General features: G+C 56.2%; 17 protein-coding genes and 1 pseudogene. 2 read left to right on the top strand and 16 right to left on the bottom strand.

Annotation, left to right across the window (positions count from 1 at the left end; translation table 11 throughout):
• Window positions 1-32: 32 nt before the first annotated feature.
• From phnP to HZZ01_RS02760, 12 genes are all read right to left on the bottom strand, one after another.
• Complete coding sequence (phnP, locus tag HZZ01_RS02815; RefSeq protein ID WP_179895420.1) at window positions 33-803, bottom strand: phosphonate metabolism protein PhnP; 771 nt, start codon at window positions 801-803, stop codon at window positions 33-35.
• Window positions 800-1336 carry a ribose 1,5-bisphosphokinase gene (gene phnN, locus HZZ01_RS02810; protein WP_179895419.1) on the bottom strand — a complete coding sequence of 179 codons (537 nt, stop codon included), beginning with the start codon at window positions 1334-1336 and terminating at the stop codon, window positions 800-802. Before phnN ends, phnP begins: the two co-directional genes overlap by 4 nt.
• The gene (phnM, locus tag HZZ01_RS02805) at window positions 1336-2472 is read right to left on the bottom strand and encodes an alpha-D-ribose 1-methylphosphonate 5-triphosphate diphosphatase (protein ID WP_003852448.1); all 1137 of its coding nucleotides are present in this window, start codon (window positions 2470-2472) and stop codon (window positions 1336-1338) included. Before phnM ends, phnN begins: the two co-directional genes overlap by 1 nt.
• Window positions 2469-3182 (bottom strand): phosphonate C-P lyase system protein PhnL, encoded by a 714-nt coding sequence (phnL, locus tag HZZ01_RS02800; RefSeq protein ID WP_179895418.1) that lies wholly within the window; start codon window positions 3180-3182, stop codon window positions 2469-2471. Before phnL ends, phnM begins: the two co-directional genes overlap by 4 nt.
• Window positions 3183-3944, bottom strand: a complete 762-nt coding sequence (gene phnK, locus HZZ01_RS02795) for a phosphonate C-P lyase system protein PhnK (protein WP_179895417.1) — start codon at window positions 3942-3944, stop codon at window positions 3183-3185. It lies immediately after the preceding gene.
• Window positions 3934-4782, bottom strand: coding sequence for an alpha-D-ribose 1-methylphosphonate 5-phosphate C-P-lyase PhnJ (locus tag HZZ01_RS02790; protein WP_179895416.1), 849 nt, complete (start codon window positions 4780-4782; stop codon window positions 3934-3936). The genes phnK and HZZ01_RS02790 overlap by 11 nt, the downstream gene beginning before the upstream one ends.
• Complete coding sequence (locus HZZ01_RS02785) at window positions 4775-5851, bottom strand: carbon-phosphorus lyase complex subunit PhnI (RefSeq protein ID WP_179895415.1); 1077 nt, start codon at window positions 5849-5851, stop codon at window positions 4775-4777. Before HZZ01_RS02785 ends, HZZ01_RS02790 begins: the two co-directional genes overlap by 8 nt.
• Window positions 5851-6426, bottom strand: a complete 576-nt coding sequence (phnH, locus tag HZZ01_RS02780; RefSeq protein WP_090959849.1) for a phosphonate C-P lyase system protein PhnH — start codon at window positions 6424-6426, stop codon at window positions 5851-5853. The genes HZZ01_RS02785 and phnH overlap by 1 nt, the downstream gene beginning before the upstream one ends.
• Window positions 6426-6872 carry a phosphonate C-P lyase system protein PhnG gene (gene phnG / locus HZZ01_RS02775; RefSeq protein ID WP_179895414.1) on the bottom strand — a complete coding sequence of 149 codons (447 nt, stop codon included), beginning with the start codon at window positions 6870-6872 and terminating at the stop codon, window positions 6426-6428. Before phnG ends, phnH begins: the two co-directional genes overlap by 1 nt.
• A complete protein-coding gene (gene phnF, locus HZZ01_RS02770; RefSeq protein ID WP_179897028.1) occupies window positions 6872-7585 on the bottom strand; it encodes a phosphonate metabolism transcriptional regulator PhnF in 714 nt (237 codons plus the stop codon). The genes phnG and phnF overlap by 1 nt, the downstream gene beginning before the upstream one ends.
• A 152-nt stretch (window positions 7586-7737) precedes the next feature.
• Window positions 7738-8547, bottom strand: coding sequence for a Brp/Blh family beta-carotene 15,15'-dioxygenase (locus HZZ01_RS02765; protein ID WP_179895413.1), 810 nt, complete (start codon window positions 8545-8547; stop codon window positions 7738-7740).
• Window positions 8544-9257, bottom strand: a complete 714-nt coding sequence (locus HZZ01_RS02760; RefSeq protein ID WP_179895412.1) for a bacteriorhodopsin — start codon at window positions 9255-9257, stop codon at window positions 8544-8546. The genes HZZ01_RS02765 and HZZ01_RS02760 overlap by 4 nt, the downstream gene beginning before the upstream one ends.
• 562 nt (window positions 9258-9819) lie before the next feature.
• Here HZZ01_RS02760 and HZZ01_RS21165 point away from each other — a divergent pair.
• A pseudogene (locus tag HZZ01_RS21165) lies at window positions 9820-9963 on the top strand (chloramphenicol acetyltransferase); the annotation flags it as partial.
• Window positions 9964-10232: 269 nt separating this feature from the next.
• Complete coding sequence (locus tag HZZ01_RS02755; protein WP_179895411.1) at window positions 10233-10736, top strand: AAA family ATPase; 504 nt, start codon at window positions 10233-10235, stop codon at window positions 10734-10736.
• Window positions 10737-10845: 109 nt separating this feature from the next.
• On the opposite strand, the gene HZZ01_RS02750 is transcribed toward HZZ01_RS02755, so the two are convergent.
• The 4 genes from HZZ01_RS02750 to HZZ01_RS02735 form a co-directional block, all read right to left on the bottom strand.
• Window positions 10846-12384, bottom strand: a complete 1539-nt coding sequence (locus HZZ01_RS02750) for a methyl-accepting chemotaxis protein (RefSeq protein ID WP_179895410.1) — start codon at window positions 12382-12384, stop codon at window positions 10846-10848.
• Between the two features lie 672 nt (window positions 12385-13056).
• A complete protein-coding gene (locus tag HZZ01_RS02745) occupies window positions 13057-13260 on the bottom strand; it encodes a hypothetical protein (RefSeq protein WP_179895409.1) in 204 nt (67 codons plus the stop codon).
• 91 nt (window positions 13261-13351) lie between these two features.
• On the bottom strand, window positions 13352-15268 hold the full coding sequence (locus HZZ01_RS02740) for a methyl-accepting chemotaxis protein (protein WP_179895408.1): 1917 nt from the start codon (window positions 15266-15268) through the stop codon (window positions 13352-13354).
• A gap of 681 nt (window positions 15269-15949) precedes the next feature.
• Window positions 15950-17428 carry a SulP family inorganic anion transporter gene (locus HZZ01_RS02735; protein ID WP_179895407.1) on the bottom strand — a complete coding sequence of 493 codons (1479 nt, stop codon included), beginning with the start codon at window positions 17426-17428 and terminating at the stop codon, window positions 15950-15952.
• Window positions 17429-17644 lie beyond the last annotated feature (216 nt).

Genomic DNA, 17644 nt, shown 5'->3' with positions numbered 1-17644 from the left:
GACGCGATGAACACGAGATGACAGCGAGATGATCAAACCGTGACAGGCCAGTGCGCGCCGCACAGCAGTGTCTGGCCGTCACGGGCAGGCAGCACGCCCTCCGGCAAGGGGTTTTCGGCTAACCAGTTATCCATCTCATGACTGAGGTGGGTCAGCCATGTCTGACGCGGCTGGAGCCTCTCTGCTATCGCCAGCGCCTGGGTCAGATCATTGTGATTACGCGGCTCGGCACGCGGCGGATCGTTGCAGTCAATCACCAGTTGATCCAGCGGCTGGCCGCGCAGGAAGTCAGCGGTGTCGGGCGGCAGCCCGCAGGTATCACACAGCCAGGCGAGCCGGGTGCCGTGCCAGTCAAACAGATAGCCGTGCGTCAGCTTCGAGTGCTGCAGCGGCAGCGGCGTAACGTCCAGCTCACCAAAGGCGTGCGCCATAAAGGGGGTTAAGGCGGGGCGGAAATCGAGCAGGCCGGGATGTTTATAAAGATCGTCACAGCCACGTGGATCGGGCGGTCCCCAGACCGGAATTGGTGCGCCCACTCCCCAGCGCAGCGCAAACAGGCCCTGCACATGATCCATGTGATAGTGGGTCAGCAGAATGCGGGTCAGCGAGCCGGGCGGAAAGCGTGATGCCAGCAGCGGCAGACCGGCATCCAGCAGGATGCGTTCGTGGCCAAACTCAATCAGCGCGCTGCAGGGCGCCCGCGCATGGGCGCTGTTGCGCTGCGCCCGCTGACAGGCGCGACAGTTGCAGCCTGGCAGCGGTGCCGCAGTGACCCCGCCGGTGCCCAGAAAAGTGAGTTTCATTGATGCGCCTCCAGTATCTGGCGTAGCTGGCAGACGGTCTCTGCCAGCGCGCCGTCGTTATTGAGGATCAGACAACCATCAGGCTGCGGCTGGGCGGCGCGCGCCAGCCGACGGGCGATTTCCGCCTCATCTTCCCGTCCGCGCTGGCGCAGCCGCGCCGCCAGTACGTCGGGCGACACCTGCAGACAGACCGGCAGCAGCTTTGAGCCAAAGCGGCCCTGCGCCTGCGCCAGATGCAGCCGCGAACCGTTCACCACGACATTCTGTCCGCGCAGCAGCCACTGCTCCGTCTCACAGCCAATGCCATAGCGGAAGCCGTGCGCCTCCCAGCTCACCGCAAACAGACCGAGTGTGGCGCGACGGGCAAACTCCGCCTCGGTCAGCGCCACATGGTTTTCACCGCCCGCATCGGCGGCGCGGGTGATGTAGCGATGGGCGATCAGCAGTCGTGGTGGCGGTGACGCCCGCAGCGCATCCAGCAGGCTATCCTTGCCTGAACCGGAGGGGCCGGTAAGCCAGATCAGCCGCGCCATCAGTACACCTGCCGACCTTTGCTCCAGACGTGCCGCACGTGTGGATAGCCATGTGCGGTGTGCGCCAGCACCAGGTCGGCGCGGCAGCCTTCGGCGATGACGCCGCGATCCTCCAATCCTAACGCGCGGGCCGGGTTACAGGTCACCAGTGCGATAGCCTGCGCCATGCCGAGACTGTTGCGCTCGTCATCTGCCAGCCGGAACGCCGCATCCAGCAGGCTGGCCGGGTAGTAATCGGACGACAGAATATTCAGCAGGCCGTGTGATGCCAGCTCCCAGGCGGCAACGTTGCCGGAGTGCGAGCCGCCGCGCACAATGTTAGGCGCCCCCATCAGCACCTGCATGTTGCGATAGCGTGAGGCACGCGCGGCTTCCAGCGTGGTCGGAAACTCCGCGATGCGGCTGCCTGCCGCATGGGATTCTTCCACGTGCGCCGCCGTGGCGTCATCGTGGCTGGCAATGGCAATGCCATGTTCCCGGCATAGTCCGGCAATCGCCTGACGATTAGGCTGCGACCACGCGGCCGCCAGGGTGAGCTGGTCATGCTCGAACTGATCCATCTCCGCGTCGTTGAGCTGATATTTGCCCTGATAATATTCGCGATATTTGGTCAGCGACGCGTACTGACGCTGTCCCGGCGAATGGTCCATCAGCGAGACCAGCGCCAGCTCCGGCGTGCCCATCAGTGCTTCAAACAGCGGCGCGGTGGTGGGATGCGGCAGTTCACAACGCAGATGCAACAGATGCTCGGCCCGGTTCAGCCCCTTGCGGTTGCTGTCGCGGATGGCGTCGATCATTTTGCTGAGGTTATCCAGCCGGTGCCCGCCGTCGCGCACATCACCAACGCCTATCGCGTCCAGCACGGTGGTAATGCCGCTGGAGACCATCAGTGCATCGTGGCTGCTCATCGCGGAGTGTGCGGGCCAGTCCACTTTCGGTCGTGGCGTGAAAAACTTGTCGAGGTTATCGGTGTGCAGCTCCACCAGCCCTGGCAGCAGCCAGGCCCCTTCGCCGTCCAGCGCACCGGGCTGCTGGCTGGTGGTTTCACTGAAGCTGCTGATGCGCTCATCGCGAAACTCCAGCGATCCGCTGACCACTTCGTTTTCCAGCACCAGTCTGACGTTATTGATGATCATGCCTGCACTCCTGTGTCGATCGGGTGCATCAGATGCAGCCGGTCGGCGACCCGCTCGCGTACCGCCCGATCGTGAAAAATACCGACGATGGCGGCACCCCGGGCGCGCGCCTGTTTAATTAAGCTCACGACCGCCTCGCTGTTGACGCTGTCGAGCGAGGCGGTGGGTTCATCCAGCAGCAGCACCGGATAGTCGGCGATAAAGCCGCGAGCGATATTCACGCGCTGCTGCTCACCGCCAGAAAACGTAGACGGGGCCAGCGACCAGAGACGCTGCGGCACATTCAGTCGGGTCAGCAGGTCGGCGGCCCGCGCTTCACAGAATTCGCGCCCGACGCCGCGCTCCAGTAGCGGCTGCATGACAATCTCCAGCGTCGGCACGCGCGGGATCACCCGCAGAAACTGGCTGACCCAGCCCAGCGTGTCGCGACGCAGGGCGATAATCTGCCGCGCTGACGCCTGCGCCATGTCGATCCATTCGCCCTGATGTGCAACCCGGATATGACCGCTGTCAGGCTGATAGTTGCCGTAAAGCGCGCGCAGCAACGTGGATTTTCCGCTGCCGGAGTGACCGTGCAGCACCACGCACTCGCCCTCACCCACCGTCAGGCTGGCATTGTGCAGCACCGGCAGCGCCGCCCCATTCTGGTTATGCAGCACAAAGGTTTTACACAGATTTTCTACCCGCAGGCGCGGAGTGAGAGTCGTCATTTAATTGAGCACCGAAGAGACCAGCAGTTGAGTGTAAGGATGATGAGGATCGTCCAGCACGCGGTCAGTCAGACCGCTCTCCACCACCCGCCCCTGTTTCATCACCAGCAGGCGATGCGCCAGCAGTCGCGCCACGCCGAGATCGTGGGTGACAATCACGACCGCCAGATTCAGCTCGCGCACCAGCGTGCGCAGCAGATCCAGCAATCGCGCCTGCACCGAGACGTCCAGCCCGCCGGTCGGCTCATCCATAAACATCAGCTGCGGCTGCGTCACCAGGTTGCGGGCAATCTGCAGACGCTGCTGCATCCCGCCGGAAAAGGTGGTCGGCAGATCGTCAATGCGCCCGGCGTCAATCTCCACCGCCTGCAGCCAGCGGCTCGCCTCGGCGCGGATCTCGCCATAGTTCCGCTGGCCGGTCGCCATCAGCCGTTCGCCAATGTTACCGCCCGCGCTGACCTGCGCACGCAGCCCGTCCATCGGATGCTGATGCACCACGCCCCAGTCGGTGCGCAGCAGCTGACGGCGGTCGCTTTCACTCATCTCATAGAGGTCGCGGTTCTGATAGTGAATGCTGCCCTGCTGCGGCGTCAGACGGGCCGACAGGCTCTGCAGTAGCGTGGTTTTACCGGAGCCGGACTCGCCGACAATCCCCAGTACTTCGCCAGGCCAGAGATCAAAACTGACCTGCTCAAACCCTTTGCCCGGCGCATAAAGATGGGTGAGCTGGTTCACCGCAAGCAGCGGCTGTTCACTGTGCATGTTGCTGTTCCTGCTGCTGATGGCAAAAGTCGGTGTCGGAGCAGACAAACATCCGCGTTCCCTGGTCGTCCATCACCACCTCATCGAGGTAGCTGTGGCGCGATCCGCACAGCGCGCAGGGTTCATCCCACTGCTGTACGGTGAAGGGGTGATCGTCGAAGTCGAGGCTCTCCACGCGGGTATAAGGCGGTAAGGCGTAGATGCGCTTTTCACGCCCGGCCCCAAACAGCTGCAGCGCGGGCATCATGTGCATCTTCGGGTTGTCGAATTTGGGAATGGGCGACGGATCCATCACGTAGCGATCGTTAACCCGGACCGGATAGGCGTAAGTGGTGGCGATATGGCCATAGCGGGCGATATCTTCATACAGCTTCACCTGCATGATGCCGTACTCCTCCAGCGCATGCAGGGTGCGGGTCTCGGTTTCGCGCGGCTCGATAAAACGCAGCGGCTCCGGGATCGGCACCTGGAAAATCAGGATCTGATCTTCTTCCAGCGGCGTTTCCGGGATACGGTGACGGGTCTGGATCAGCGTGGCATCGGCGGTGCGTTCGGTGGTCGCTGCACCGCTGACCCGCTTGAAGAACTGGCGGATCGACACCGCATTGGTGGTGTCATCTGCGCCCTGATCGATCACTTTCAGCACATCCTGATCGCCAATCACGCTGGCGGTGATCTGGATGCCGCCGGTTCCCCAGCCGTAGGGCATCGGCATCTCGCGTCCGGCGAAAGGCACCTGATAGCCGGGGATCGCCACCGCTTTCAGGATGGCGCGACGGATGGTGCGTTTGGTCTGCTCGTCGAGATAGCCGTTGTTATAGCCGGTGAGTTCAGCCATGGTTGCGCTCCTGATAATCGTGCTGCAACTGTTTCAGCAGTTCCAGCTCCGCCTGGAAATCGACGTAATGCGGCAGCTTGAGATGCGAGACAAAGCCCGCCGCTTCGACATTGTCGGCGTGCGACAGCACAAACTCTTCATCCTGTGCCGGGCTGGTCACGCGCTCATTCTGCTCGCGGCTTTGCAGCGCCCGATCCACCAGCGCCATCGCCATCGCCTTGCGTTCGGCACGGCCAAACACCAGCCCGTAGCCACGGGTAAACTGCGGCGCGGCGTCATCACTGTGGGCGACGCCGTTGACCATTTCGCATTCAGTGGCAAGCAGTTCCCCGATCTCCAGCTCAAAACCCAGCTCTTCGGGACAGATGCTGACGCTGAGATAGCCGGTGCGGATCTCGCCAGCAAACGGATGGGTACGGCCATAGCCGCGCTGAGTCGAATAGCCCAGCGCCAGCAGAAAACCTTCGTCGCCACGCACCAGCTGTTGCAGCCGTGCAGCGCGCGAAGCGGGAAAGCTCATTGGCTCGCGGGTGATGTCAACCGGCTCGCTGCCGTCATCCCTCTCGGCGGTAGCCAGACCTTCCTCACTCATCATGCTGAACATGTGCGGGCACTGGTCAGGCACCGAGCGATCGTCACGCGGCGCGGCAGGTGTTTCGCCATTGGCCAGCAGGGTGAAGTCGAGAAGACGGTGGCTGTAGTCATAGGTTGGCCCCAGCACCTGGCCGCCCGGCAGATCTTTATAGACCGCCGAGATACGGCGTTCGATGCGCATCGAACCGGTCGCCAGCGGTGTGCTCTCCGCCAGGCGTGGCAGCGTGGTGCGATAGGCACGCAGCAGAAAGATCGCCTCGACCAGATCGCCACTGGCCTGCTTAATCGCCAGCGCCGCCAGTTCCGGATCGTATATCCCGCCTTCGGTCATCACCCGATCCACCGCCAGCCCCAGCTGTTGCGCCACCTGATCGCAGCCGAGTTCGGCTATCGCCCGATCGCCGCGTCGCAGATCGGCCTGCAACTGGTGGGCATTAAAGATGGCCTTTTCGCCCCCTTTCACCGCGACATACATCAGCACACCTCCACAACGGTGGTGCGCGGCACGGCCATGATCGCTTCGCCACAGGTGAAGATCAGATCCACGCCCTGCGGGAAGGGATGCGGACGGGTACGCAGATATTCCAGTACGCTCTCCGGCAGCTGTGGCGCAATGGCGCGTGTCTCACGCAGGCCAGGGCCGGAGAGGCGCAGAGTCAGGCCGCCATTCAGTGACGGCACTTCGATGATCAGCGTGGTGCTTTTTTCCGGCGACATATTGTCACCCGCCGCGAACTGCGTCGGATCGGGCTGCGCCGCCGCATGGCTCAGGGCAAATGGTGCGTCCTGCTGCGTGGTGATGGGCGCGCCGGTATGAAAGCGCAGATTATTACGCAGCTGTTCATTGTCGATTTGCGCATCCAGCCAGACCGGGCTTTCCTGATCGACCAGCGTCAGCAGCAACGCTGTGGCCGCCGGTGACAGTGCGCCCCAGCCCTGCTGCAGCGGCAGCGAGACCATCACGCCCGGCTCACTCATCGCTTTCAGAATGCGGCGAAACGCGCGCTGTGCATCCGCGACCGGATGGTTAAAACTTGCCAGTAAAGTCATCAGTTATCTCCGCGAACCAGCGTAAAGAAATCCACTTTGCTACTGGCGATTTCGCGGGCGCGCAGCTGTCGCTGCTCATCGCGCCACGCCGCCAGCGGGGTAATAATCTTCTCTTCCAGCAACTGCCGGGTTTCCGGCTGCTGTAACAGCGCGTCCAGCAGGGCGCAGCGTTCAGCGTGGGCTTTGTCGCGCCCCAGCAGATAGCTGTAACCCAGCGTGCCGTCGCCCAGCTGCACCACCGCACGTGTTACCGTGGCGTCGCCCATCACAAAGCGTTTGCCCGTGGCCCCCATCCGCGCCTGTAACCGCGTCAGCCCGATCTCTGCCGGACGGACCAGCGTGAATGCTGGCTGGAGGTTAAGCGCCTGCCAGTGCGCTTCAAGTAACGCGGCGCTGCTGTGTGCCAGCACCGACAGCCAGCGCTGGCGATCCGTTTGCTGTTCCATTAGTGCTCCAGAGTCAGTTCGATCATGTCGCCGCGCGTCAGGCTGACGGAATATTCCGCCACCGCGCCATCACGGGTTTTGTTGAGCGTCCGCACGCAGAGCAGCGGCGCGTGCAGGGCGATGTCGAGCTGTCGGCACTCTTTGGCCTGCGCCCGGCGGGTGCTGATACGCGTCTGGGTGCGCACCAGCTGTTTGCCGGTGTGCTCCACTAAGAAGTCGTGCAGCGATCCGCTGTTAAATTGCTGAAGCTGGGGCCACCAGCTGAGGTCGGCGAGAAAATGGTTGATCAGGCAGAGCGGCACGCCGTTGGCGCGGCGCAGGGTGCGCAGATGAATGACGCTGTCGCCCTCTTTGACGCCCAGCGCACTGGCGACGTCATTGCTGGCCGGACGTAATACCGCCAGCAGCCGTTCGCTGGTCGGGTGACTGCCCTGTTCCATCAGGTTCTGACTGAAGCGCGCCTGCGCATGCAGCGGATAGTCATAAGGACGCATCAGCACCAGGATGCCGACGCCGTGACGGCGCTGCAGCAGCCCTTTGTGCACCAGTTCGTCTACAGCCCGGCGCAGCGTGTGGCGATTCACCTCATAGTGATCGGCCAGCTGTTGCTCAGAAGGAAGATAGTCGCCGCAGCGGTAGCGCTCTTTCAGCGCCTGCTCCAGTTGTGCGGCAACAGCCTGATAGACAGTGGTCGGATGTCTGGATAACTCCATCACGATGAAATCCTCACGGGTTACAGAGTGGGAACGCAGTGATAAGACGCTGCGGGATGGTGTTAGCCTGAAGGGATCAGATGACAGAACCGTGACGCGCGGGTGAAAGAGCGGTGAATGTGGGGGGCATTTACCCTGTTAGCGGGACAGATTCACGCCTGATGCCGTGATTCAAACAGGGGCGTAATGAGCATATGCGGGATTGCCAGTGCGGCCAGTACAGCAAACAATGGCTGAATGCCCGCGTTGCCCACAGGATGCATCACCACAATGGTTCCTGCAGCCAGCAAAAGGGCCGCCGTCAGTACCGGCCAGGTGGCCTGAAGGTAGCGGAGGTAGCTGGTGCAGTTCAGCTGATCGCGCCGCTGTCGGGTTTGCGGCAGCGCATGCAAAATTAAGAATCCCATTGAAAAACCGACGAAAGGTGGAAGCAGCAACAACGCCAGTGTACCCGTAACAAGACGCCTGTCCTGGCGGATTAAACCCACGGCAATCAGCCCTGAAGCACAGGCCCCGCCCATAATGGCAATGCCCACAGCAAGAGCGTCCGGCATTGAAAATCCTGGTGCCGCCTCATGCAGAATCGCGCTAAATGCCTGCAGGTGCAGTGTCGCTGGGGCCGCTATCATACTTATCCCCCGCGCCAGACGTTCGGGGCTGCGTCCATCTGGAGCGTCTTCAAGCGCAAAATGCAGGGCAGATGCCAGAAGAAAAACGGGCAATGCCAGTGCCGGAGCACCGTGCCACCAGAACAGACAGATCAGGATGACCAGTCCATAGGCGGCAAGAAACGGGAACTGACGCTCGCGTTTAACGACGTCAAGATCGCTGGCACCGTGTGCCATGCCGATAACGCCAATGGCCAGAGTCGCAAAAAGCACTTGCCCCGCAGGGGGGCTGAAAGAGGCAGCCAGCGCTGCCCCCCAGAGTCCTGCCCAGCCGAACCGCACCGGGCCTGTCATCTCCTCACAGCACCAACAGGCGTGGTATGAGAGAGCGCTTTTTTCATGTTAGCCGCAGCGTAGAAGGCGTAGAAAACTTTAGCGATAATATCCAGAATCAGGAATGCCTGAACAGATGTCGCATCAGTAATGATGCTGAGACCTTCCGGACCGACCAGAAAAACGATCGGATAGATAAACCACACGAGGGTCAGCAAGGCCACATTCTTGTTGTAGGCACCTGCCAGCGCGTTGCCTCGCGTCGCGGCCAGTGCGCGCAGTGGCCCCCAGAGCAGATAAACAACGCCCAGAAATGCCGCACACGACCATGAATACCACACCCATTTCGCGACAGAATTTTCCGCCAGCGAAGAGACCAGACCGGTAATAATCATCATCACATCCAGCACAATGATGGCCGTTAGAAAGCCGCCCATTTCGCCGGGTTTACCCTGTTCATGAAAAGCCAGCATGACCAGACCGGCCAGTAAGAGAGGCGTGGTGATGGACCAGTCAGCATAACGCGCCAGGTACACTATCGTGCCACTGTCCAGCGTGAGATTGCCAAACCCAAACGCCATCGCCAGATAGGCCGTGGCGGCAATAAACGGCACTGACGCGTGCACGAGTGTATGGTGACCAAAGGGATATTTCTTGTCACCGGTGGCGTAAATAATCAGTGACGCAATGGCCATGACCGAAAACCCAATCATAAATGCGGTTTGATCCATTTTACTCTCTCCTGTGCTAAGACGCCGGTATCGTGCCAGCCATACCGCGATGAATTAGCGTTAATAAAAGACGGTTATATTCATGCAACGAATATGCTGTCAGTATATGGCGATATAGATAATTTGCCCGGCGAGCGAAATTTACCCTGTTAATTTTAAGCAATCTGATTAAATTAACGTCTTTTACTGGCCTTCTGAGCGTGATATAAAAAAACCAATGTAAAGTTATGTTTCTCAGCGTTTCGCTTTCCTACCAAGCCCTCCCTATAGCTAAAATCATTATTCATATAAATAATTGATTTAAAATCAAAATAAATTCTGAGAATCAGAACCCTTTGCCTTTGCATAAACTGACAAAAGTGCAATATTTTTATTTTTGAGTGGTAAATCTGAAACCAGCCGCTATGAAAATGGCGTCATGTGGCGCTTCACACGGGCGAAACGGCATTAATAAAATCGTTTCTGATTCTCAATGATTGATAATTAAGGGATGAACAGGGAATGAAAATTTTGCGTATTATTTACCCAGGATCTAATAAGCAGCCAATCAGGAAACTGAAGTTTTTCACAGGTTTGTTTTACAAAAAACAGGGTGAAAAAACCCAACATCATCATCGGTGATTTTACGTATTATGATGACCCTGAAGGCGCAGAAAACGTCGAGCGCAATGTCCTTTATCACTTCCCGTGTATTGGCGAAGGGTTATCAGGCAGCGTTTCAACGATGAGGCCATATCAACACTCGGGAAGCTGGCCTGGTGGGACTGGCCTGTGGAGAAGATTACTCAAAACCTCCCGGCAATCCTCTCTGCTAATGTTGAAGCCTTGCCAGATAAATAGCTGTGCAGAATCACCCACGTTCGCTGCGGGCAAAGGGTGATGCGCACCCGTAATGTGTATGGATAATCGCGCGCAGCATGCTGTGCAAACAGGTCAGAATTTAACGCTGGCGCGCGGAGTTAAACAGGAGTCGTTATGCTGTACATATTCAGTGGCCTTCCCGGTTGTGGAAAAAGCACGGTCGCTAAAATGTTATCTGAAAAATTAAAAGCGGTGTATTTACGCGTCGATACGATCGAACAGGCACTGCGTAATGAATCAGCAGCATTCACAGAGATTGGCCCTGAAGGCTATTTTATCCTCTATGCGCTTGCGCGGGAGAATCTCAGACTGGGACTACCTGTTGTCACTGACTCGGTGAATGATCTTAATCTGGTGCGGGATAGTTTTCGTGATATCGCACTATCATCAGGTGTTCCCTTTCTGGAAATCGAAATCCTCTGTTCGGATCCGGAACAGCATCGGGCGCGTGTAGAGAACAGAATCTCAGAAATTCCTGGCTTAAACGTGCCTGACTGGCAGGCCGTCATGGATCGTGATTATGAACCCTGGGGAAGGGATCATCTGCAGCTGGATACCGCAAAATTATCGCCTGCTGCGTGCGTCGATAACATTCTCAAAGCGAACCTTCCGTTCTGAGGCATTCAGGCTGCACCCTGCCCTACACGGGATTGAACCGGTAAAACAGGGCCAGCCACGCGATGCTCTCAGCCTGTGCGGTAAAAACGTTGACTGAATCCGGCCTGGATCAAAGCTTAAATGAGCTGACCTCTGTCAGCAGTCTGCCCGCCTGCTGACTCAGTGAGCCGGCAGCGGCAGACATCTGCTCTACCATTGCGGCATTCTGCTGCAGATTGCTTTCCATCTGTGTGACCGCAATGTTCACCTGGTCGATCCCATAACTCTGCTCTTTAGATGATGTATTGACCTGATTAATCAATTGCGTCGTTTCATCAACAACACTCAGCGCTTCATTCATTCGCGACGACACATTCGCTGCGTATACCACGCCTTTATCCACATTCTGGATGGCTTCCTCAATCAGGCCCCGGATATCCTGGGCTGCAACAGAAGAACGCTGTGACAAAGAGCGGACCTCGCCGGCGACCACGGCAAACCCCTTGCCCTGCTCACCGGCACGGGCCGCTTCCACTGCAGCGTTAAGCGCCAGAATGTTGGTCTGAAACGCAATGCCATCAATAATGGAGATAATTTCTGAAACCTTATTTGAAGAGACAGAGATATCGTTGATGGCACTTGTTAAATCATTAAGCTCACGGTTGCTGTGATTGACGATGGATTGCACTTTTCCGATGAAGTTATTCGCCTCTGTCGCGTTATCCATATTGTGTTTCACGGTGGCCGACAGCTCGTTCATACTGGCTGCGGTTTGCTCAAGTGAAGAAGCCTGAGACTCTGAGCGTGATGACAGATCATCATTGCTGTGAGCGATTTCCTCTGACGCCGTATCCACCTCTTTGCTGGCATCCCGGACGCCTGACAGAACCTCCCGGAACTTAGACACAAGGGCATTAAAACTGCCCGCCGTTGCGCCCAGTTCATCTTTTTTATTGAGATTTACCCGAAGAGTCAGATCCAGGTTTTCCTCGATGGTTTTCATGGTGCTCTGTAAATTCTGCAGGCCTTTTCTGATATAGCTCAGGACAGAGTACGAAGAAAGGGCTGTCAGTAACACCGCGGCTGCAATAATGCTGCTCAGAAGCCATAACGTATGCAGATACTCGGCATGGTTTTCCGCTGCAAATTTGTTGGCAACCTGATAGTTATAAGCCAGGATGTCCTTCAGATTCTGGCTCACCACAACCGAAGCCGCCGCTGTCTCTCCCTGATCGGAAACCATAGCCCTGGCCGCATCAATGCCGCCGGTCTGATAAACGCCCACCATCTTATTCACTTTCTCAAGATAGACCCCGAAATTCTGAATAGTCTGGCTTATCATCTGGCCGTCGTTATCGTCTGTAATCAGGTGGGATTTATAATAATCCATTGCCTCGCGCGTTTTGGTCAGATATTCCTTTGCGGTGACCATATGCTTTTCAAATATCGCTTTATCGGTAACCAGAAGACCCATCAGAATCTGCCGTCTTGCTTCTTCACGAAGCTGAGAGATTTCACTGATTTTGTTGATGCTGGGCAGGGAGTTGGTCGCCACATACTCGAACCGATCCTGTGCGCCGCCCAGAGATCGGATGCTGATGATGCCCAGGAACAGCAGCGCCAGAAGTGTAAAGGTAAAGACCAGCGTAAGTTTCTTTAAAATTGTCATGAAAGGTTACCCGAGGGAGAAGTCAAGATACCTTTCGTTTATCGGCTATCCTAAAACACACTTTATGGTCAGGCGGTGAAACTAAGCAGTAATTTTTATGTTTTTTGAGAGATATCAAAGTTTACACTCATTACGGTAAGTGACCTTTTCCGAATAAACAGGTGACGCGGCATGACCGGCGACGCCCGTCCATAACGCGGCACCATGAAGGGAATAAGCGAGAAACGCTGGCAAATCACTGCCAGACACCCCAGAGCGGAAAAAGCTAAAATTCACCTGCAGGTCAATTACCTGCTCCTTAAGCGGCTGTTTGAATTAATAAAATTACTGTAAAAAACGGAATGCATCAGCCCCGGACCTGCTGAATACATCAGAATACTTACTGATATCTGTCAGCGATTTCACAGGTTTGCTTATCCGGACTGATACAGCGTCCAGCGGGTAATGCGTTCAGCCGCCGGGTTAGCAGCCCCCCTTCCCTGCGCTCGTCTGAACGCGCCACGTTGCCAGGGAGATTGAGGATCACAGGAATAAATCTGAATGTCTGTCACTACCGCAACGCGGGTATGCCCGATCATTCATGCAGTGCGGAGGTTAAGCACGTCCTCTTCAGATCAACCTCTCATCGCACGCAAAAGTCTGTCGCCAGAGATTAGTGGAACCCGTTCACTCTCACTTTGTGGCGAACGGGTAAGTGAGCAGGCTGACTGCGCCTGCTATTTCGTTTTGCAGGATGCAGTCCGGTTCTTCATCTAACAGCAGACATAACTGGGCAATGACTTTTGCACGGGTGACTGGCTCGCCATCATAAAAAAGAGCCTCCACCGCTTTACCAATGTGAACATGCATTGCATTAACGGCGTTATCGTCACACATTTACCACCTCCGATGACATAAACCCGGAAAGGAGACCACCGTATGCCAGAAACGACGTCGGGCGGCCCCTCAGAATGCAGGACAACGATGATCAGAAGGTTTCCCAGTTTGCTTTCGACGCCATCAGGGATACTGACGGTTGTACGTTGCGCCTGGTGGTCTGCGCCCTGGGTGTAAACGCCCCGGAAGACGGCACACGGAAAACGGCAACGGTTTTTTCAAGCTCAAGCGCCTGTTCTTCGAGACTGCTGGCCGCAGCGGAAGACTCTTCAACCAGCGCAGCGTTCTGCTGGGTTGTGCTATCCATTTCCGTCATGGCCTGCGCAATCTGGGTAATGCCGCGATTCTGTTCGTCTGATGCAGCGGCAATTTCGCCCATGATGTCCCTTACCTGCGTCACGGACCTGACGATACCCTCCATTGTCACACCGGCACGGTTTACCAGCTCAGTACCGTTGCTTACTCTGTCCAGTGATTCCCGAATCAGCACCTCTATCTCTTTTGCAGCCAGTGAACTGCGCTGTGCAAGATTGCGCACTTCGCCTGCCACAACGGCAAAGCCCCGGCCCTGCTCACCTGCGCGTGCGGCCTCTACTGCCGCATTCAGCGCCAGAATATTCGTCTGGAAAGCGATACCGTTAATAACAGTGATGATTTCGCCGATTTTGCCTGAGCTCTGACTTATTCCACCCATTGTGGTTATCACCTCACTGATGATTTCCCCGCCGCAGCTGGCATTGTGCGACGCATCCGTGGCCAGCTGACTGGCGTGATGGGCGTTCTCCGCATTCAGCTTAACGGTGGAGGTTAATTCCTCCATGCTGGCAGCCGTCTCAACCACGGCAGCCGACTGCTGTTCTGTGCGTGATGAGAGGTCGGTGTTTCCTGCTGCAATCTCAGACGAGGCGCGGGCGACGTTATTCACCCCATCCCGGACCCGGGAGATGATGTTACGCAGGCTCTGGTTCATGGCACCCATGGCAGTCATCAGTTCGCCAAGCTCATCAGTGCGGGAACTGGTTATTTCAGCGGTCAGGTCACCTTCAGCGATACGCTGTGCCGAAGAAAGCGTCTCTCTCAGCGGAACGGTGATGCTGCGGGTCATTCTCCAGGCAATCAGCAGACTGAGGGTGATACAGACAAGGGTGGCAAAACCAATCTGCCACAGTGCGGTATGCATATACTTCTGAGCCTGTTCAGACTGAAAGAACGCGAGGTCTGTGATTGACTGATTCAGTTTTCCCGCAGCTTCGGTCATTTCATCTGAGGCGCGTTTTTCGACCTGCACTGACTGGAGATAATTATTTAACAGCGTGGTGCCTGAGGTGGTTTTTTGCGCCACATCGGCCAGAAGCGCACCGAGTGAGGTGTCAGCGAGACCACTAAGCTGACTGACAAGTGGTGAAAAACCGTCTTTGATTTCGTTAAACTTATTCAGTGTGGAAGCATCTGGCTTTTGCATGAACGCCTGAACATAAAATGCAGCCTGTTCAGTTTTGAGGCTGAGAGCCAGCAGGGGTGCAGCAAGGTCTGCCGGGACATAAGCCTGACGGGCAGCCAGTTTTTCCGCCACTGACGTCAGTCCGAGAGCCTGAATGTCATTCAGAGAAAGGGCTGCACTGTGGTTGCTTGCGAGAAAGTGCTGACGCTTTTCCTGATACTGAGCCAGAACAGTACTGAGCGCAGAAAGCTTTTCACGACCGCCTGTTGACCAGGAATATTTCTCAAGATTTTTGTACAAAGCAGATAACTGATTCATCGCCTCACCGTTGAGCTCAATGAATTTAGTGTCGCGGGTGTACTGAAATAGCGTGCGGTTCAGCCTCGCTTTCGCCAGTGCATCAACCATTTGTACCGTGACATCGCGCTTTTCCGAGTTATCCTGAATTTTTAAAAAACAGAGGGCAGCAAGGGCTGATATAGCCAGTGACGCCAGTATAACCAGCAAAAATCCCAGCGTAAGTTTTCTGCCTATATTGAATTTTGAAACTTTTTTTATAATATTCATTTTAATAACCCTGGTGTTGAAAAGAACCTGAGACTGACATTTCCTCAGGATTACATTACCTATCGGCATAGAAACGATATTTATTACACCTGCGCTCATTGCCCGCCCTTAAATAATGGTATTTATTGATGTAGATCACTTCTCTTAATATTTATATTTAGCTGTTTAAATTAAGACCCCTGATAATTTACCAGGTTATCATTCAGACTCTACTCTGAATAACTCTGGTGAAGAAAAGCGGCAACTTATTCCGCAGGTTACTGATTTTGTTTTGAAAAAAATCCATGAGATAGAATGGGATGTTAGCTGAATAAATAGTTAGAAATCGCCGTCAGATCTTAAGGTTTTATTAAGCTTTATCTGCTCACCTGAAAATTTATTCCCGGAACGATAGGCATAAAGGGCATATCAGCCTTCCTGTCTTTCAGAATAAGAATGCGAGTTCAGCGCGTTACTTGATTTTATAAGCAGTCAATTACGTAAATGAAAAACGATTAACAGGCCTGCTTTAACATTCAGTCCGGAACCTGCGGGAGGATCTTTTTTCCAGCTCGTGCATCAGGGCTGGCGGCACATCCGGTTTTGCGGCTGCCCAGGCCGCATATTCACAGACAAAACGGGTTGACGGCGAGCCGTTAATTCAGGCAATAACGCTGTTACTTATGATGAATCTCCGCTGAATTAATGGCCGCCCATCAGCTTTTCAACGTCTTCGGGTTTGTCATGCACACCAAAGCGGTCAACGAGAGTGCGGGTCGCCTCGTTCATGCCCCTGATGTCCACGTCGGTGCCCTCGCGGCGGAACTTAATCACGATGCGGTCCAGCACGCTGACCGACGTAATGTCCCAGAAATGGGCGAGCGACACGTCGATGACTACGCGCTCCAGCGTCTCGTGGAAGTCGAAATGATGGGTAAACCGGTCAGCTGAGGCAAAGAAGACCTGCCCGGTTACGGTATAGGTACGTGTCTCGCCCTCTAGCACCGAGGAGACCGTCATAAAGCGGGCCACTTTGGTGGCAAAGTTCAGAGACGCAATCAGCACGCCGGTCAGTACCCCAAACGCCAGATTGTGGGTGGCCACCACCACGGCAACAGTCGCCAGCATCACGACGCTGGTTGAAACCGGATGGGTGCGCAGGTTCGCAATGGACCGCCATGAGAAGGTGCCAATAGAAACCATAATCATCACTGCAACCAGCGCCGCCATGGGTATCTGCGACACCCACTCGCGCAGAAATATCACCATTAACAGCAGCACCACGCCCGCCGTGAGTGTGGAAAGCCGCCCCCGTCCGCCAGACTTCACGTTAATGACCGACTGACCAATCATGGCGCAGCCCGCCATCCCGCCTATGAATGCGGTACAGATATTAGCAATACCCTGCGCCTTACATTCGCGGTTCTTGTCGCTCGGCGTATCGGTCATGTCGTCTACGATGGTGGCGGTCATCATGGACTCCAGCAGTCCCACGATGGCAAGTCCCGCCGAGTACGGCAGAATGATCAGCAGGGTATCAACGTTAAGCGGGATATCCGGAATCAGGAACACGGGCAGGCTGTCCGGCAACCTGCCCATGTCACCCACGGTGCGCACGTCCAGGTGCAGCCACATCGAAATAGCAGTCAGCACGATGATGCAGACCAGGGGAGAGGGAATGGTTTTATTCAGGTACGGGAAGAGATAAATGATCCCGAGACCGCCAGCGGTGAGCGCATAGACGTGCCAGGTGACGTTGGTCAGCTCTGGCAGCTGGGCCATAAATATCAGTATCGCCAGCGCGTTCACGAAGCCGGTCACGACCGAACGGGACACGTAACGCATCAGGCTGCCGAGCTTCAGATATCCGGCGAGCAACTGTAATACGCCGGTCAGCACCGAAGCCGCGAGGAGGTACTGCAGCCCATGGTCCTTAACCAGCGTGACCATCAGTAGCGCCATCGCGCCGGTTGAGGAGGAGATCATCGCCGGACGGCCGCCAAAGAAGGCCATGATGATGGGGATACAGAATGCGGAATAGAGTCCGACCTGCGGATCTACGCCAGCGATGATGGAAAAGGCGATCGCTTCAGGAATAAGTGCGAGCGCGACAACAATACCAGCAAGGACGTCACCACGGACGTTACCCAGCCAGTCCTTACGCGTCGAGGACAGCAGCATAGTCATTTCTCAGATTGTGAATAAAGTCAGCCCGTCAGGGCACAAAATTTCAGGGACGAAAAAGCACATCCGCAGAGGGGATGTTTACGGATTCGCGACTGAGATTGCTCAGTGCGACAGAGGAGGGTGACGACTCAGGGTGGCGTAAGACGCATGATTTTTTGATTTCTCCTTTACGGCAACAGGCTGCCTTCAGGACGGAGGTTAACCCGCGCA

The organism is Pantoea sp. WMus005, assembly GCF_013415305.1.
Classification (GTDB): Bacteria; Pseudomonadota; Gammaproteobacteria; order Enterobacterales; family Enterobacteriaceae; genus Pantoea; species Pantoea rara.
This window is presented reverse-complemented; position numbering and strand designations above follow the sequence as displayed.

What these genes read in the sequence shown, in the direction of transcription:
- HZZ01_RS02745 (WP_179895409.1), bottom strand. Translation starts at nt 13,260, where the DNA reads ATGTGTGACGATAACGCCGTTAATGCAATGCATGTTCACATTGGTAAA.
- HZZ01_RS02760 (WP_179895412.1), bottom strand. Translation starts at nt 9,257, where the DNA reads ATGGATCAAACCGCATTTATGATTGGGTTTTCGGTCATGGCCATTGCG.
- phnM (WP_003852448.1), bottom strand. Translation starts at nt 2,472, where the DNA reads ATGATCATCAATAACGTCAGACTGGTGCTGGAAAACGAAGTGGTCAGC.
- HZZ01_RS02790 (WP_179895416.1), bottom strand. Translation starts at nt 4,782, where the DNA reads ATGGCTGAACTCACCGGCTATAACAACGGCTATCTCGACGAGCAGACC.
- HZZ01_RS02755 (WP_179895411.1), top strand. Translation starts at nt 10,233, where the DNA reads ATGCTGTACATATTCAGTGGCCTTCCCGGTTGTGGAAAAAGCACGGTC.
- HZZ01_RS02785 (WP_179895415.1), bottom strand. Translation starts at nt 5,851, where the DNA reads ATGTATGTCGCGGTGAAAGGGGGCGAAAAGGCCATCTTTAATGCCCAC.
- HZZ01_RS02735 (WP_179895407.1), bottom strand. Translation starts at nt 17,428, where the DNA reads ATGCTGCTGTCCTCGACGCGTAAGGACTGGCTGGGTAACGTCCGTGGT.
- HZZ01_RS02740 (WP_179895408.1), bottom strand. Translation starts at nt 15,268, where the DNA reads ATGAATATTATAAAAAAAGTTTCAAAATTCAATATAGGCAGAAAACTT.
- phnK (WP_179895417.1), bottom strand. Translation starts at nt 3,944, where the DNA reads ATGCACAGTGAACAGCCGCTGCTTGCGGTGAACCAGCTCACCCATCTT.
- phnL (WP_179895418.1), bottom strand. Translation starts at nt 3,182, where the DNA reads ATGACGACTCTCACTCCGCGCCTGCGGGTAGAAAATCTGTGTAAAACC.
- HZZ01_RS02765 (WP_179895413.1), bottom strand. Translation starts at nt 8,547, where the DNA reads ATGACAGGCCCGGTGCGGTTCGGCTGGGCAGGACTCTGGGGGGCAGCG.
- phnG (WP_179895414.1), bottom strand. Translation starts at nt 6,872, where the DNA reads ATGGAACAGCAAACGGATCGCCAGCGCTGGCTGTCGGTGCTGGCACAC.
- HZZ01_RS02750 (WP_179895410.1), bottom strand. Translation starts at nt 12,384, where the DNA reads ATGACAATTTTAAAGAAACTTACGCTGGTCTTTACCTTTACACTTCTG.
- phnH (WP_090959849.1), bottom strand. Translation starts at nt 6,426, where the DNA reads ATGACTTTACTGGCAAGTTTTAACCATCCGGTCGCGGATGCACAGCGC.
- phnN (WP_179895419.1), bottom strand. Translation starts at nt 1,336, where the DNA reads ATGGCGCGGCTGATCTGGCTTACCGGCCCCTCCGGTTCAGGCAAGGAT.
- phnP (WP_179895420.1), bottom strand. Translation starts at nt 803, where the DNA reads ATGAAACTCACTTTTCTGGGCACCGGCGGGGTCACTGCGGCACCGCTG.
- phnF (WP_179897028.1), bottom strand. Translation starts at nt 7,585, where the DNA reads ATGGAGTTATCCAGACATCCGACCACTGTCTATCAGGCTGTTGCCGCA.